This is a genomic window from Shewanella glacialipiscicola (assembly GCF_023283485.1).
In the GTDB taxonomy this organism is placed as follows: Bacteria; Pseudomonadota; Gammaproteobacteria; order Enterobacterales; family Shewanellaceae; genus Shewanella; species Shewanella glacialipiscicola.
Genome location: NZ_JAKILU010000002.1, coordinates 162,404 through 178,886, shown reverse-complemented (window position 1 = coordinate 178,886; position 16,483 = coordinate 162,404). Strand labels below are relative to the sequence as shown.

12 protein-coding genes are annotated in these 16,483 nt (G+C 45.2%); 4 read left to right on the top strand and 8 right to left on the bottom strand.

What is annotated here, in order from left to right; all coding sequences use genetic code 11:
* From L2717_RS02265 to nadK, 5 genes are all read right to left on the bottom strand, one after another.
* Positions 1-1,398 (bottom strand): lactate utilization protein B, encoded by a 1,398-nt coding sequence (locus tag L2717_RS02265; protein WP_220773697.1) that lies wholly within the window; start codon positions 1,396-1,398, stop codon positions 1-3.
* 10 nt (positions 1,399-1,408) lie between these two features.
* On the bottom strand, positions 1,409-2,152 hold the full coding sequence (locus L2717_RS02260) for a (Fe-S)-binding protein (RefSeq protein ID WP_220773698.1): 744 nt from the start codon (positions 2,150-2,152) through the stop codon (positions 1,409-1,411).
* 307 nt (positions 2,153-2,459) lie between these two features.
* Positions 2,460-5,264 (bottom strand): FAD-binding and (Fe-S)-binding domain-containing protein, encoded by a 2,805-nt coding sequence (locus L2717_RS02255; protein ID WP_220773699.1) that lies wholly within the window; start codon positions 5,262-5,264, stop codon positions 2,460-2,462.
* Positions 5,265-5,328: 64 nt separating this feature from the next.
* A complete protein-coding gene (locus L2717_RS02250; RefSeq protein WP_220773700.1) occupies positions 5,329-6,972 on the bottom strand; it encodes an L-lactate permease in 1,644 nt (547 codons plus the stop codon).
* Positions 6,973-7,798: 826 nt separating this feature from the next.
* Positions 7,799-8,677 (bottom strand): NAD(+) kinase, encoded by an 879-nt coding sequence (gene nadK / locus L2717_RS02245; protein WP_220773483.1) that lies wholly within the window; start codon positions 8,675-8,677, stop codon positions 7,799-7,801.
* Between the two features lie 100 nt (positions 8,678-8,777).
* Between nadK and grpE the strand changes: the two genes are divergently transcribed.
* A complete protein-coding gene (grpE, locus tag L2717_RS02240) occupies positions 8,778-9,398 on the top strand; it encodes a nucleotide exchange factor GrpE (RefSeq protein ID WP_220773482.1) in 621 nt (206 codons plus the stop codon).
* Between the two features lie 176 nt (positions 9,399-9,574).
* Here the strand turns inward: grpE and dxs are convergent, their stop codons facing one another.
* The 3 genes from dxs to xseB are packed head-to-tail and all read right to left on the bottom strand — an operon-like array spanning position 9,575 to position 12,588.
* Entirely contained in the window at positions 9,575-11,443 is a 1,869-nt protein-coding gene (gene dxs / locus L2717_RS02235; RefSeq protein WP_220773481.1) for a 1-deoxy-D-xylulose-5-phosphate synthase, read from the bottom strand.
* A 21-nt stretch (positions 11,444-11,464) separates the two neighbouring features.
* Positions 11,465-12,346 carry a (2E,6E)-farnesyl diphosphate synthase gene (gene ispA / locus L2717_RS02230; RefSeq protein WP_220773480.1) on the bottom strand — a complete coding sequence of 294 codons (882 nt, stop codon included), beginning with the start codon at positions 12,344-12,346 and terminating at the stop codon, positions 11,465-11,467.
* Positions 12,347-12,348: 2 nt separating this feature from the next.
* Positions 12,349-12,588 carry an exodeoxyribonuclease VII small subunit gene (xseB, locus tag L2717_RS02225; RefSeq protein ID WP_220773479.1) on the bottom strand — a complete coding sequence of 80 codons (240 nt, stop codon included), beginning with the start codon at positions 12,586-12,588 and terminating at the stop codon, positions 12,349-12,351.
* A 315-nt stretch (positions 12,589-12,903) separates the two neighbouring features.
* Here xseB and pomA point away from each other — a divergent pair, with 315 nt between their 5' ends.
* The 3 genes from pomA (at position 12,904) to thiI (ending at position 16,381) form a co-directional block, all read left to right on the top strand.
* A complete protein-coding gene (gene pomA, locus L2717_RS02220) occupies positions 12,904-13,671 on the top strand; it encodes a flagellar motor protein PomA (RefSeq protein WP_220773478.1) in 768 nt (255 codons plus the stop codon).
* A gap of 3 nt (positions 13,672-13,674) precedes the next feature.
* Entirely contained in the window at positions 13,675-14,595 is a 921-nt protein-coding gene (locus L2717_RS02215; RefSeq protein ID WP_220773477.1) for a flagellar motor protein MotB, read from the top strand.
* A gap of 331 nt (positions 14,596-14,926) precedes the next feature.
* A complete protein-coding gene (gene thiI / locus L2717_RS02210; RefSeq protein WP_220773476.1) occupies positions 14,927-16,381 on the top strand; it encodes a tRNA uracil 4-sulfurtransferase ThiI in 1,455 nt (484 codons plus the stop codon).
* Positions 16,382-16,483: the final 102 nt, after the last annotated feature.

The following is a 16,483-nucleotide window of genomic DNA, read 5'->3' as shown; positions in this document are numbered from 1 at the left end:
TTATAGGCTCCTGTGTTTCTTAAACCAAGCTTCGAAGCTGGAGTTTGGGGCAACGGGCAGTTCACGGTATTTTCCCCATGCACCGCTAAAGGGTTTTAACAGACTACCCGGCAGAATGCGCAGCGCGGTTCTTGCCACACTCATAGAGCAGTTCAGCATGGTTTCGCTTGCCATAAATTTACCCACTAATGGCATGTAACTGTTTTTGCCATAGGGGAGTTTTCCGGCTTCGGCCTTAAGGCGTCTGTGGTGGAAAATAATTTTATCGAGCGGCACCTTAGTTGGGCAGATATAAGTACAGCTACCGCACAAGGTACAGGCCCAAGCAATCGAGTTTGTGTCATCAATCTTAGCGCCTACGGCGATGCCAATTGGGCCCGGAATGGTGTAGTTGTAGCTGTAACCGCCAGAGCGACGATACACAGGGCAGGTATTGAGACAACCACCACAACGGATACACTTCAATGATTCTGCAAGGATTTTATCCTTGAGCATCTCAGTGCGGCCATTGTCGACGATAATAATGTGCATCTCGCCTTCAGGCTGTGGGCCACGATAAAAGGCGCTATAAGTGGTGACGGGTTGGCCTGTGGCGTTGCGCGCCAGTGTGCGTAGCAAAACAGCTGCGCTATCGACATCTGGCACCACTTTGTCGATACCCATTGAATGCAGCTGCAACTTAGGCAGGTTAGCGCCCATGTCGGCGTTGCCTTCGTTAGTGCAGACCACAACGGCGCCTTTATCGGCAATCGCCATGTTCACGCCTGTCATGGCTGCATCGGCGGTAAGGAACTTTTCACGCAAATGCGCGCGGGCGGCGCGGGTTAAATATAAGGGGTCGGACTCGCCCGCTTTAGTGCCTAATAATTCGTGGAAAAGCTCGCCGACTTCTTCCTTTTTCATGTGAATAGCGGGCACGACTATGTGTGATGGTGGCATTTTGGCGAGCTGAATAATCCGCTCACCTAAGTCGGTATCTATGACCTCAATACCGCGTTGCTCTAAGTACGGATTGAGATGGCATTCCTCGGTCAACATAGACTTAGACTTGACCAGCTTTTTCACTTTATGGCGGGCTAAAATCTCGTGAACGATGCGATTATGCTCGGCGCCATCTTTAGCCCAATGGACTTGTATGCTGTTAGCGATACAGTTTTGTTCAAAGGTTTCAAGATATTGGGCAAGATGGGTTAACGTGTGGAGTTTTATTTCTGAGCCTAACTGACGCAGTTGTTCCCATTCTGGAATGCTACCTGCGGCGCGGTCACGTTTTTCTCTGAGCATCCACAGGGCTTTTGAATGCCAGTCGACACGGGTTTCGTCGCGGCAAAAAATATCGGCTTTATGGGCATGGTTTTGTGAGCCCTGACTCGCTTCGTGATTATGATTGTAAGCCATGATGAGTCTCCTAGAGTGTAGCGTTCAGCACTTGGGCTATGTGGCGAGTTTCAATCGGCAACTGCTGTTTGCGGATCATGCCATCGAGGTGTAATAAACATGATGGATCAAAACCCACCACATATTCGGCACCCGTTGCGGCGTGGGCTTGGGCTTTGTCCTTACCCATTTTGGCTGACACTGCGCCTTCGTCCACGGCGAAGGTGCCACCAAAGCCACAGCATTCGTCACGGCGGTCGGGATAGACTATGTCTATGCCGCCAATATTTGCTAATACGGCTTCGACTTTGTTGAATCTTGGCCCCATTTGCTCACTTGGGGTGGCGAGGTTCAACATGCGTATGCCATGGCAACTCAGTTGCAGGCTGATTTTGTGCGCGAAGGGCTTGGTAAAGGCGGGGATTGGCGCGATATCGTGTAAAAACTCAGTAAGCTCATAGAGTTTGTTGATCACAGCTTGTGCTTCTGGGCTGCTATCAAACTCGTGGAAGTTTTCTTTGGCAGCCACTAAACAAGAGGCGGCAGGGCAAACAATGGCGTCGCATTCTACGCCCTTAAAAGCGTTAAGTAATTTAAGGGTGGTACTGCGGGCGGCATCAAAGCAACCTGAGTTGGTCATTGGCTGACCACAACAGGTTTGACCCGCAGGTAGAATCACTTGGTGTCCGAGTTTTTCTAATAGCTCTAAGGTGGCAATGGCAACCTCAGGCATCATTTGATTGACTAGACACGGGATGAAAAGGGCGATTTTCATGGTGTTTTCTCTTTCTTATTAGTGAACGACATTGCCTTGCTGCATGACCTAAAGTCCATACAGATTATAAGGTGGTTAATCCAATATAGGCTGTTCTTAACAGAATAAGTAGCACTAATTTAGTAAATGATCTTGTTGATATTCTCATAAATGAGAATATTTTAATCTATTGATTATGTTTACTAAAAAGTAATTATTCTCTAGATTTTATTTATTAAAAAATCTAATTGTCAATAAATGAGAATAACGCGCTGATATGCTTAAACGAGGCAAAACATTGCCTCGTTTAAGCGGTTGTTACCCTACATTAGCGGCTGCACTCTTCGAGCAGATAAGCTAAGTGGCGATAGGAAATACCACTGTGCTGAGTGAGGCCGACTTCACACATACGGTTGGCGTAATAGCCTTCTTTAATCTCGACCGGGATCAGTTTTTTGATATTACGCAGTGCGCTGGCGTTGATTTCAGGCTTATACAAACCTTTTTCACCCGCGTAACCGCAGCAGTCAATTCCCGCAGGTTTTAGCACTTGCGCTGAACAAGCATCGGCGATTGCTTGCATCTTAGGCTCAAGTTTCATCTTGCGTGCGCTACAACCTAAGTGCAGAGCCACATTAACTTTTTTGCTAATGTTGAGCTTAGTCAGTAAGTTGTCGTGCATAAATTCAACTAAGTCGATAATTTGTACTTTGGGATTACCCGACAAAGTGCGGTAGGTGCAAGACAAGGCATCGACCACTACGGGCAGCTTGCCACCATGGGTCATCTTGCTCACCGCATCGATAAGCTCTTGGCGTTTGGCATCGGCGTTTTTAAAATCGCCCTTAGATTCCCACATCTGGCCGCAACATAAATCGCGGGTTTTCTCAGGGGTAATCACGTTATAACCCGCGCGTTCCAGCAGCGTAACGACTACTTCTGGCAAAGTGCGGTTATCAGGGTCTTTTGGCGTTGGGCCAAAAGTTCTGCCGCCACAGGCAGGGAAGTAGACCACCGTTTCTTGGCCTACTTTTGCCGGTGATGGTGTTGGCAGCTTGCCGCCTTTCGGGAAATCTGGGTTCCAATACGGCACTTCTTTAGAAATCAAACGGCCGGTTTTCATTAATGCATGGGTGATGCCATCGCCGGTGATCTTGTGGATCACGCCGAGCATGTCAAAACCTGAACTGATAACCTGGTTAACTGCGCCAAAGTGTTTGGCTTGGAAATCTAATACTTTTTGTTCAGTGGTGCTGATGTACGGCGTGCGCAGTTTACGTACCAATTGGCCCATGCTGTTATCCACTGGACAGGCAATGGTACAAAGCTGACACGCGGCGCAGGTATCAACTACATCGTATTTAGCGGCGGCGCGCATTTCGGCTGCTGCGGCTTTATCACCGGACTGCTCTAAGCGCTCGATTTCACGCAAGGTGGCAATACGTTGGCGTGGTGAGAAGTTAAGTGCCGATGTTGGACAGGTTTTTTCACAAAATCCACATTCAATACACTTATCGATAAAATCATCAACCACAGGGCAGGGCTTAATGTTTTTTACATGCACTGTGCTGTCATCGTTCAAGATAACGCCGGGGTTGAGCAAGCCTTGTGGGTCAAAAATATGCTTGATGCGTTTCATCAAGGTGTAGGCATCGGCGCCCCATTCCATTTCAACAAAGGGCGCTACCGCGCGGCCGGTGCCGTGTTCGGCTTTCATCGAACCGTCGTATTTATGGATCACCATTTCAGCGACATCTTGCATAAAGCCTTGGAAACGGTCGATATCGGTTTGTGAGGCAAAAGTCGGCGTGATGATAAAGTGGAAGTTACCCGCTAAGGCATGGCCATAAATGACGCCTTCAGGATAGCCGTGTTTATGGAACAGTTGGGTTAAATCTGCCGCCGCTTCGGCTAAATGCTCAACGTTAAAGGCGACGTCTTCAATAATAACTGAGCTGCCCTTAGGGCGCTCGCCGCCAATAATGGGGAACAAACCTGAGCGCATTGCCCAGTATTTGCTGTAAACACTGGCATCGCTACTGAAGGTAATAGGGCGTTCAGTTTTAAGATGTGCGAGTTTAGCAATCACATCTTGGGTATAACTTTCTAATGTTTGTGCATCATTGGCGCGGGATTCAATCAGCAAAATGGCTGCGCCTTCTGGCAATGTGCTGAGCCAATCTGGCATGCTTTTTTTACCGGTAACGGCTTGGATGGATGCCCAGTCAAGTAATTCGGCGGCGGCAACACTGTGACCAATAATTGGTGGAATAGCGCTGGCGGCATCGACCATATTAAAGAATACTGCCATGGCGGAGGCTTTAAACTTGGCTTCATCGACTGTGTGGTAAGTGACTTCTTCAACAAAGGCTAAGGTGCCTTCGGCGCCCACAATCAAGTGGTTGATGAGCTCAAATGGCTCTTCGAAATCAACCAAAGAGTTGATGCTGTAACCTGTGGTGTTTTTGATGGAGTATTTTTTACGAATGCGCTGCGTAAGGACGTCATTACTGCGAGTGAGTTTGGCTAATGCGGTCAATGAATCTAATAATTCGCCGTGGGATTTAGCAAATGCCGCTTTGGATTTATCGCAACCAGTATTTAATTCAGTACCATCGGCAAACAGTAACTTAGCCGAGGCGATAGTTTGATAACTGTTTTGCGCTGTGCCGCAGCACATACCAGAGGCGTTGTTTGACACGATACCGCCCACCATTGCCGAGGCTAATGTGGCAGGGTCAGGGCCAATTTTTTTGTCCAGTGGCCGCAATACAGCGTTGGCATCTGCGCCAATCACCGCTGCGCCTAGGGTGATTTTTTGACTGTCGGCGCTCACTTCAATGGTTCTAAAGCCGTCGTGGCCTAACATCAGCAAAATGCCTTCACCAATGGCTTGGCCCGATAAACTGGTGCCTGCTGCGCGAAAGGTAACTGGTACCTTGTAGGCGCGGGCAACGGCAAGGGTATGTTTTACTTGTGTAAGGTTATCTGCATGTACTACGATTTCAGGCACAATGCGAAAATAACTCGCATCGGTAGACCAAGCAAAACGGCGCACAGGATCATTGGATACGGCAGACTCACCGAGCTGTTTAATGAGGTCTTGATATACAGCGTTATAATTAATGGACATAAGGCTACTCTCTTAACGCAATAAATGACCAAAGCCGCCGAAGCGGCCTTGGATTTCAGTGGGCTTAGAAGCCACCCCATAGTGTGGCTATCGTACCTGCCAATAATGCATAACCAATGGCAACGGGCATTGTCTTACGAATAATCTCAGACTCTCGTCCTGCCATACCTACGACCGTTGCGGCCGCAACTACGTTCATTACACACATCATGTTGCCTGCGTTGGCACCTATGCCCTGTAGGGCTAGCACTAATGCGTGATTCATGCCGATATTATCGGCCACACTGTATTGCAGGCCTGAGAACATCATATTGGAGAAGGTCGCAGAACCCGATAGAAAGGCGCCGAAAATACCAACAATAGGCGACATCCAAGCCCACACAGAACCCATTGAGTGCGCCAGCATGTCGGCTAATGCAACTGGCATTGAGGCTAAGCCTGCTCCATTGACACCAGAGTTTAAGAAGATTTTTACCATAGGCACTGACGCGCCGAGTGAAATAATGGTGGGTAACATGGATTTACATGACACACCAATCGTTTGTTTTATCGCAGGGCTTTTCATTCTGAACAGGAAGAAACCTAAGATACACACGACAATGAAGAAAATGCCGGGTGCGTATAAAGTGGCAAAGCTGGCCTTAAGTTCAGTGCCCATTAGACCTGTCCAACTGATGTTAAAGCCCGATAACCATGCTTTTAACGGTGCAACTGTGCGTGATAACACCAGCAGCGCCGCCATAATGATATAAGGCGTCCAAGCGGCTATTTGTGAAAAACGGACGGTTGTTTCAATTTTTACACCTTCTTGGGCATCATTCTCGGCAAAATCATTCCAAGGGGTTTTAGGCAGTAAATAACCTTTACGTGCCACAGGGATCACCATTGCCATACCGACTAAAGAACCGATAACCGAGGGGAATTCTGGGCCAGCAATATAGTTGATAATCCAAGCGGGGACGGTAAAAGCAAGGCCTGCAAAAATCGCAAACTTCCAAATCGCTAAGCCTTCTTTAAAGGATTTATTGCGACCAAAAAAGCCGGTTAACATAGTGACCATCACCAATGGGATTAACGAGCCTGTGATTAAGTCTATAGTGATCATGTGCATAGCAATAAACTGCGCGAAGTCAGCGTAGGTGCCGCCATGCTCAGCAATTTGCGCAGAGGCCATACTTACGCCGCCTTGCATTAAACCTTGTTCCATACCAAAGAGTACGGGTAGACCAATCGCGCCAAAGGACACGCTCGCCGAATCGGCAATTAGCGCGACCACAGCTGCGGCAATAGGGGGAACACCTAATAATACTAACAGCGGCGCACCAATAGCGGCTGGAGTACCAAAGCCGGCACTGCCTTCAATAAAGGCACCAAATAACCAACAAATGATGATGACTTGTACACGGGCATCGGCACTGATGTTAGTAAAGCCTGCGCGGATAGTATCCATTGCCCCTGAATATTTCAGGGTGTTAAGTAAGAACACTGCGCCAAAAATAATGGTGAGTGGAGTAATAGCAGATAGCAGCCCTTCAAGGACCGATGCCGCCAGTAATGTGGTATCCATTTGCCAGATAAACACGGCGGCGAGCGCAGTGACTAGCATTGAAATGGGCATCGCCTTTGATGCGGGCATTCTGAGTAACACTAAAAATAGCATTACGCTGATTACCGGCGTCAAGCTGGCGAGGAGTTGAAGTATTGTCATGCTTGCCTCTTCATCAAGTGGTCTGTCTTATTATTAATATTAGAATTTTCATCAGCTTTGATGTCGATTTCCCTGACCTATAAAACAGCAATTAATATTGCAAGTTCTTATGGTCTCGACATTCTGTGTTGTGTACTAAACGTTATTGTGAGTTTTACTAATATGATCTAGATCATTTTCACCGCTATATGAAATGCTAATTTACCGTGCTGCGGGGTACTTCACTCAATAGATGTTGCTATATGTGAGCCTAATCACTTAGATGAGGTGGCGCATGTTAACTTTGGTTATATCTATTTTTAATTACAATGATTTTCGTTATAAAAACTGACTTGCAACACCCGTCTTAAGTTAAAAATGCAATAAACCGATCAGCTTATTTCATTAATGAGTAGTTTTTGGTGTTTTAATTACACATTAAACATGTGATGCGTGTCGCTTTTTTAAAGATATTTAAATATAAAACCCTAATGCAGTTATTGGTAATGATTTGTTTTTAATGTTATTTATTGGTTTTGTTGGTTGTTTTTATTATGTGACTCAGATCTCCTATTCAGTGAGTGCTATTTTATTGTGATGAGTGTCACTTAATTGGTTTTATATCAATTTGAAATTAAATTACCGTTAATTAAGTTTTTTTAGCTTTTTAACGAGTCACTAAATCCTATCAAGAATATGTTTAGCACTAAATCAAACCTAGGGCGATAGAGTCATATTGTTGCTAATGAGAATTGAATATTTGAATGCGGTAGAGGGAAGGATTTATATTAATAAAAAAAGAGACGGTATGTCTCTTTTAGAAGGGTATCGATAACATGATACTGACTTAAAATAATTTGCTGCCCCAACCTAATTTAGTGCGTAATACATGAAAGTAATTATGACCTTTAGGGTGAATAAGTCGTAAACGTTCAGAACTACGCCGCACTATGATTTCATCACCGGGTAATACGGCTAAATGGACGTGGCCATCGCAACTGACCTCTAGGTTTTCACCATTCTCAGGTGAAACTACCATCTTAATGGTGCTGCAAGCATCAACCACAATCGGACGACAAGATAATGTGTGTGGAAACATAGGCACCAAGATCAGAGCTTGTAGATTAGGCGTAAGAATCGCGCCTCCTGCAGAAAGTGCATAGGCTGTTGAGCCTGTTGGCGTTGACACTATCATGCCATCAGCACGTTGGCTGTACATGAATTGATCGTCAATATAGACTTCAAATTCAATCATGTGAGCAATTTTACCCGGATGGAGTACTGCTTCATTCACTGCAGTATTACTCGCTTTAAGCTCTCCGTTGCGATACACCTCAGCTTCAAGTAAGAACCTATGCTCGGTATCGAACTCACCGTCGAGTACTTTGGCAAGAGCTTCTTCGAAGGTGTCGGGAGGTAAATCAGTTAAAAAGCCCAAATTACCGCGGTTGACGCCAATGACGCCTAAGTCGAAACGGGCTAATACCCTTGCAGCACCGAGCATATTACCGTCTCCACCGACGACGATGGCTAAGTCGCAGCGCGCACCAATTTCGAGTAAATCGAAGGCCTCTATGCTGGGTCCTAATTCGGCTGCAACACGCTCTTCAACTAATACTTCAAAGCCTTGCATTGTCAGCCAATAGTGCAGACGTTTTAAGGTTTGGTTAGTCCCTTGATGATGAGGTTTGCCGATTAGGCCGATAGTGTGAAACTTTGTGGTCATATTTATGCTAGATCTGCCCTTAGGCCTTGAAACATCAAAATTGATCCCCATAATATGCCCAGAGTATTTCAGAAACAAAGCATTTTTAGCTGGAGTGAAAATGAGCAACGAATCGATTAAAGTAGAACAGGATCTGATCCAAGAGGGTGTAGAGTCTGAAGTATCTACCACAGAGGCAAGTCTTATCGATGAGCTTACCCAGGCAAATTTCCGCATTGAAGAGCTAGAACAGTTACTCGCTGAAGCTTTGGCGAAAGTTGAAGAACAGAAGGATTCAGTGATCCGCGCCGCCGCCGAGGTCGATAATATTCGTCGTCGTGCTGCAATGGATGTGGAAAAAGCGAATAAGTTTGCCTTGGAAAAGTTCGCGGGTGAACTTTTGCCAGTACTTGATAATATGGAACGCGCTTTAATGGGTACAAACCCAGAAGATGACGCGACGAAAGCGATTTATCAAGGCGTTGAGTTAACTCAAAAAAGCTTGCTTACCGCGGTGGCTAAATTTGGTGTTAAGCAAATTGACCCACAAGGTGAGTCATTTAACCCAGATCAACATCAAGCGATTGGCATGCAGCCAAGCGCTGAATTCCCTGCTAACACTGTGATGTTGGTGATGCAAAAGGGTTATGAGCTGAACAGTCGCTTACTGCGCCCAGCGATGGTGATGGTGTCACAGGGTGGCCCTAACCAAGAAAGCGCAACGATAGATATCCAAGCTTAAGCTTTATTGGCTCGGCAGCTGTTATAAAGACAGCAACAAAAAAAGGACTGCAATAGCAGTCCTTTTTTATGGTCGAAATATTATGAGAGTAGCTAATGTTTTACAAACTAGCACCTTACAAAATGCTATCTTAAAAAATAACTACCTACAAAATAGCGCCTCTAAAGCTCAATAGCTTATTGTGCTAAATAGGTATTAATTTGCGCCAATATGCCTTCTGCATCCAGTTGTAAGTCGTGGGTGACCTCCTCTGGTGAGCCGTGCTTAATAAACTCATCAGGTAAACCGATTTGCAGTACAGACTTAGGTATTCTTAACTTCTGTAGTAATTCAAGGACGCCAGAACCAGCACCGCCCATAATTGCGTTTTCTTCCACAGTCACCAGTACGTCATGGCTTTGAGCCATTTCTTTAACCAGTTCAACATCAAGTGGTTTTACAAAGCGCATGTCGACCACAGTTGCATTTAAGCTTTCAGCTGCAGTTAATGTTGAAGCTAAAGTCGTACCAAAGTTGAGAATGGCAACGCGTTGACCAACACGTTTCACTATGCCTTTACCTATCGGTAAGGCTGTCATGGCTTCGACCTGAGTTTCACCTGTTGCACAGCCTCTAGGGTAGCGCACTGCACTTGGGCCAGCGTTATAGCAATAACCGGTATAGAGCATTTGGCGACATTCATTTTCGTCCGAAGGCGCCATAATGACCATGTTTGGTATGCAGCGCATAAAGCTTAAATCAAATGCGCCTTGATGGGTTGGCCCATCCGCACCGACAATACCGCCGCGATCAATGGCAAATAATACCGGTAATTGTTGCAGTGCTACATCGTGAATCAGCTGATCGTAGGCGCGTTGCAAAAATGTGGAGTAAATTGCCACTACCGGTTTGTAACCTTCGCAGGCAAAACCCGCCGCTAGGGTTACGGCGTGTTGTTCGGCTATCGCGGCATCAAAATATTGTTTCGGGAAGCGTTGGGAAAACTCCACCATGCCCGAACCTTCGCGCATGGCTGGGGTAATCGCTAATACTTTTTCATCTTGCTCGGCGATGTCGCATAACCATTTACCAAACACTTGCGAAAAGGTCGGTAAACCGGGTTTTGTGGCCGGTTTTTTAAACTGTGTAGGATCAAACTTAGGCACTGCATGCCAACCGATTGGGTCTTTTTCTGCCGGTTCATAACCACGACCTTTCTTAGTCATGATGTGTAACACCTGTGGACCTTTAAGATTACGCATATTGCGCATGGTCTCGACCAGAGCATCAACATCGTGGCCATCAATTGGGCCAATATAATTGAAACCTAACTCTTCAAATAAAGTGCCTGGAACCACCATACCTTTAAGGTGTTCTTCAGTACGCTTAGCCATTTCTTTGATGACGGGCATGCCTTTCAACACTTTCTTGCCGCCTTCGCGCAAAGTGGTGTAGAACCGGCCTGACATCAGTTGTGCTAAATGATTATTAAGCGCACCGACATTTTCAGAAATCGACATTTCGTTGTCATTCAAAACAACAAGCATGTCATTATGTAAGTCGCCTGCGTGGTTCATGGCCTCAAACACCATACCACCGGTCATCGCTCCATCACCGATTACGGCAACGACCTTACGACCTGCTTGCTCTTTTTCAGCGATAATGGCCATCGCCAGTGCTGCGCTGATTGAGGTACCTGAATGGCCAACACTGAAAGTGTCGTACTCACTTTCTTCGCGCCATGGGAAAGGATGTAGACCATCTTTTTGCCGAATGGTCTGCATCTTATCGCGACGACCCGTGAGGATTTTATGCGGATAGGCTTGATGGCCAACATCCCAAATCAAACGGTCAAAAGGAGTATTGTAGACATAGTGCAATGCAACGGTAAGCTCTACCGTGCCAAGGCCAGAGGCAAAATGTCCGCTGGACATGCCAACAGACTTAAGAAGGAACTCACGTAATTCATCGGCTACTTGTGGTAAAAGTGCCTGAGGAAGTTGGCGGAGTTCATTAGGGGTGTTGGCCTGTGCCAACACGGGAAACTGAGAAATGTCCAAACTCATAGCGAGATACTTCGACTCTTATTATATTCTTCGCTCAATGATATAGCGGGCGAAATCTGCAATTAACTGACTATTGTAGGGCAATTTAGCCAGCACTGATAGTGCCTCTTGGACCAGTTTTTTTGCGGTGTCTTGTGCACCTTGTAGTCCAAGTAGTTGTGGAAAAGTACTCTTATTTGATTCTGTATCAGAGCCTTGCGGTTTACCTAGCTCTTCGGTAGTGGCTATGATGTCGAGAATATCGTCTTGTACTTGGAAGGCGAGCCCGATGGCGTGGGCAAAATCCATCATAGCAGTATAGTGAGCTTTAGGTGCGTTAGCGGCAATTAAAGCTAACTCAACGGCGCAGCTAATAAGTGCACCGGTTTTCATATTGTGTAGCTTAGTGAGCTCGTTAATATCAATATTTTTATTGGTCGAGGCTAAGTCTATTGCTTGACCACCGCACATACCGCGATAACCGGAAGCTTTAGCTAATACTCTGACCATAGCAATATGTTGTTCATTACTGATGCCAGGCACGGCTTCAGTAATAATTTCAAATGCTAAGGTTTGCAGCGCATCTCCTGCTAAAATAGCGGTCGCTTCATCAAAAGCGATATGCACTGTGGGCTGACCACGGCGCAGCTCATCATTATCCATGGCGGGTAAATCGTCATGAATAAGTGAATAAGCATGGATACATTCAATCGCAGCCGCGCACGCATCTAATTTCTCGAGCTCGACACTAAACATGCGACCGATACTGTAAACCAGAAATGGACGAATGCGTTTTCCGCCCAATAAAGCCCCATAGGCCATGGCGGCTTTTAATTGTGGCGCAATATCTTCAAGCATACTAAGGCGCTGTTTTAATTGATGATCAACGCGTTGTTGATATTCTTGAATAGCACAGGTTAACATGCTTATTCGCCCTCGACGGCATAGGAAGACAGCGGCGCATTTTCATCTGGCTTCAATAAGATGGCCACTTTTTGTTGAGCTTGTTCGAGTTTAGCTTGACTGTTTCGAACCAGACTAATGCCACGTTCAAATTGTTTTAATGCATCATCGAGTGAGATATCGCCTTGCTCTAAATCGGCGACGATGCGCTCTAGCTCACCAAGGGATTCTTCGAAACTGAGATTTTCGGGTTTTTTAGCCACGTGTATATTTCCTTTAATTTAGCGGACACAAGGTATATCAGGGCGACACGAGGGTCAAATTCAGACCATAAATATTTGCTCAATAGCACGCTTTGTAACTGAATTTTTTCCAGAAAATATAAATAGTCGCTAAACTTGCTTAGTGTATGTCCGATAACTGACAATAGTATCATCATTTGTATCGTAATTTTGAACTCGATACACAAGGCTCGCACGTGGGCTTAGTCGGATTCTTTAACTCAGTTGGTTATCTGAGTGCCATTGCTTACTCGGAGTAAGTATGATGTTGTTTATGACAAAAATTGAGGAGCCGTCGTGGATTTAGCAACAATAATTGGAATAGTGGGTGCCTTTGTTTTTATTCTCGGCGCTATGGTGACCAGTGGCGGTTTAATGATTTTCGTTGATGTGCCCTCGATCCTTATTGTGTTTGGTGGGTCTTTCTTCGTCGTTATGATGAAGTTTAATCTTAAGCAATTTTTGGGTGCAGTAAAAATCGCAGCGAAAGCCTTCATATTTAAGATTGATAAACCTGAAGATTTAATTGAGCAAGCCGTCACCATGGCCGATGCGGCACGTAAAGGTGGCTTTTTAGCCTTAGAAGAAGCACAAATTACCAATAGTTTTATGCAAAAAGCCGTCGATATGCTTGTTGATGGTCACGATGGCGAAGTCGTCCGTGCAGCATTAGAGAAAGATATTTCCCTGACCGAAGAGCGTCATCGCACTGGGGTTGCCATATTTAGAGCTATTGGTGATGTTGGCCCAGCAATGGGGATGATAGGTACGCTCGTAGGTCTTGTTGCCATGCTGTCTAATATGTCGGATCCGAAATCGATTGGCCCCTCTATGGCGGTTGCGCTGTTAACCACATTATACGGTTCCATGATGGCAAATATGGTCGCTATTCCGGTTGCAGATAAATTATCGCTGCGAATGGGGGAAGAGATGCTTAATCGTAATTTGATTATGGATGCCGTACTTGCTATCCAAGATGGACAAAACCCCCGCGTAATTGAAGGTTTCTTAAAAAATTATTTAGCTGAAAAAAATCGTAAAATCGATACAACGGACGGAGAGTAGCCCATGGCTAAGTGCAACTGTCCACCGCCAGGAGCACCGGCCTGGTTGGCAACATTTGCCGACTTGATGTCGTTGTTGATGTGTTTCTTCGTCTTGTTATTGTCATTCTCTGAAATGGACGTGATGAAGTTTAAGCAGATCGCGGGCTCGATGAAATATGCTTTTGGCGTACAAAATAAAGTTGAACTGAAAGACATACCGAAAGGAACTTCGGTTATTGCATTAGAGTTTAGACCCGGCCGTCCTGATCCCACGCCGATTGAGATTATCAATCAGCAAACCAACGAAATGACTGAGCCTGTGCTGGATTATAAAGCGGGTGAAGACGATAGTTCTGGTGGCTCACAACAACAAGATGGTTCTCAGCGCGGTGGTGAGGCAAGTGCTACGACGCAAGATATTGCCAAGGCGGTTGAAGCTGAAGCAACCGCTGCGCAGGACAAGATCAACGAGCAAGTTAAAAGAATGGCACTAGAGCTCAATAAAGAAATTATCGATGGTTCGATTGAAATTGAGTCTTTAGGTCAGCAGATTATTATCCGTATCCGTGAAAAGGGCTCGTTTGCCTCGGGATCAGGTTTTTTGCAACCTCGCTTTAAACCCGTAGTACGATCTGTGGGTGAGCTTTTAAAAGATGTGCCAGGGATTATTACTGTCTCAGGTTACACTGATGATATGCAAATTAGCGATGAGCTCTATAGCTCTAACTGGGATTTATCCAGTAAACGTGCGGTCGCCGTAGCCCATGAGTTATTGCAGGTTAAAGGTTTTGATTCGAAACGAATGAAAGTCGTAGGTATGGCCTCGAACAACCCGATAGTGCCAAACGATTCACCGGATGATCGTGCCCGTAACCGTAGGGTTGAAATTGCCATTGAGCAAGGTAAGGCGAAAGAATCGGAAGAAATCCAAATAGGAAAGTAACCGCTAATATACCTATTTACGTTTGTGCTAAAGCCGCGATAATATCGCGGCTTTTTTTATGCGCAAAATAGGTGTTTTTATCTTTTGGCGACGATTTTTAGGGCCAAAATAAAGTGGAATTCAGTTTATCCTATTGCAATAGAATGTTAATTTTGGAGAGTTTTCAGTGCTTAAATCGACTTAAATCCGGCTCAGTTTTAGGCTCGAAAATGTCTTAAATTGCGACGATGTAAGCATGCTGAAACTCGCATTTTTAGGTCGTTTGGGTATATAATCCTCCGATTATTATTTTAGCCAATTTTACTGTTTAAAAATTGCCCGCGGAAATCCCATGAAGTTTATTGTAAAGCTGTATCCAGAAATCATGATGAAGAGCAAACCGGTTCGTATGCGCTTCACCAAAATGCTCGAAACCAATATTCGTAATGTGCTGAAAAAAGTTGATGAAGACGCTAAGGTCCAACGTCAATGGGATCGCATTATGGTAATGGTACCTAAGGACAAACCTGAGTTAGCCCAAGCCTTTGGTGAGCGTCTGGCATGTATTCCGGGTATTGCACACGTTGTGCAAGTTGATGAATACAGCTTTGAATCTGTGGATGATATTTATCAGCAAGTTTTACCAGTTTATCGCGACCAACTTGCGGGCAAAACTTTTTGCGTGCGAGTGAAACGTTCTGGCGATCATGATTTTAAGTCGATTGAGGTTGAGCGTTATGTTGGTGGCGGCTTAAATCAGTTTACTGATGCTGTTGGCGTGCGTTTAAAAAATCCAGATATTACCGTTAACCTCGAAATTGACCGCGATAATCTGTACATGGTCACTAAGCGTATTGAAGGCTTAGGCGGTTTCCCAATGGCGACACAGGAAGATGTATTGTCATTGATTTCGGGTGGTTTTGATTCAGGGGTCTCTAGCTATCAATTTATCAAAAAAGGCGCTCGTACCCATTACTGCTTCTTTAATTTGGGCGGCGCTCAGCATGAAATTGGTGTTAAGCAAGTTGCCTACCATTTATGGAAAACCTACGGTGAATCGCATAAAGTTAAATTCATTTCAATCCCTTTTGAACCTGTTGTAGAACAGATTTTAGAGCGTATTGATAACGGTCAAATGGGTGTTGTGCTTAAGCGTATGATGATGCGCACTGCGGCGCGTATTGCTGAACGTATGGGCATTCAAGCACTGGTGACCGGTGAGAGCTTAGGCCAAGTGTCTAGCCAGACGTTAACCAACCTTAACGTGATTGACCGTTGTACAGAGCTGTTAATTTTACGTCCGCTGATAGCCATGGATAAGCAAGATATTATTAATGAGAGTCGCCGAATTGGTACTGAAGACTTTGCTAAATCGATGCCTGAATACTGCGGCGTTATTTCGCAAAAGCCTACGGTGAAGGCGGTACTCGCTAAAGTCGAAGCGGAAGAGAAAAAATTCTCAGAGGACTTGATTGATCAAATCATCGCTCAATCTGTCACTATCGATATCAGGGAAATAGCTGAACAAATGGATACTCAGATAACTGAGACTGAAACGGTTGCCAGTATTGATGCTAATGAAGTGGTTATTGATATTCGCGCTCCCGAAGAAGAAGAGCGTAAGCCGTTGCAAATTGAAGGGGTAGAGATCAAACAAATTCCTTTCTTCAAATTAGCGACTCAGTTTGCCGATCTCGATAAGCAAAAGACTTATTTATTGTATTGTGAGCGCGGGGTGATGAGTAAATTGCAGGCGCTGTATTTAATTGAGCAAGGTTACAGCAACGTGAAAGTATATCGCCCATAAAACTGTGTAGATGAGCTTATTGTGCGGAGAATGAACCGTAGCAGTAGGCTTTTAGTCCGATTAAACACAAAAAATAAAAAACCGCATATTAATGCGGTTTTT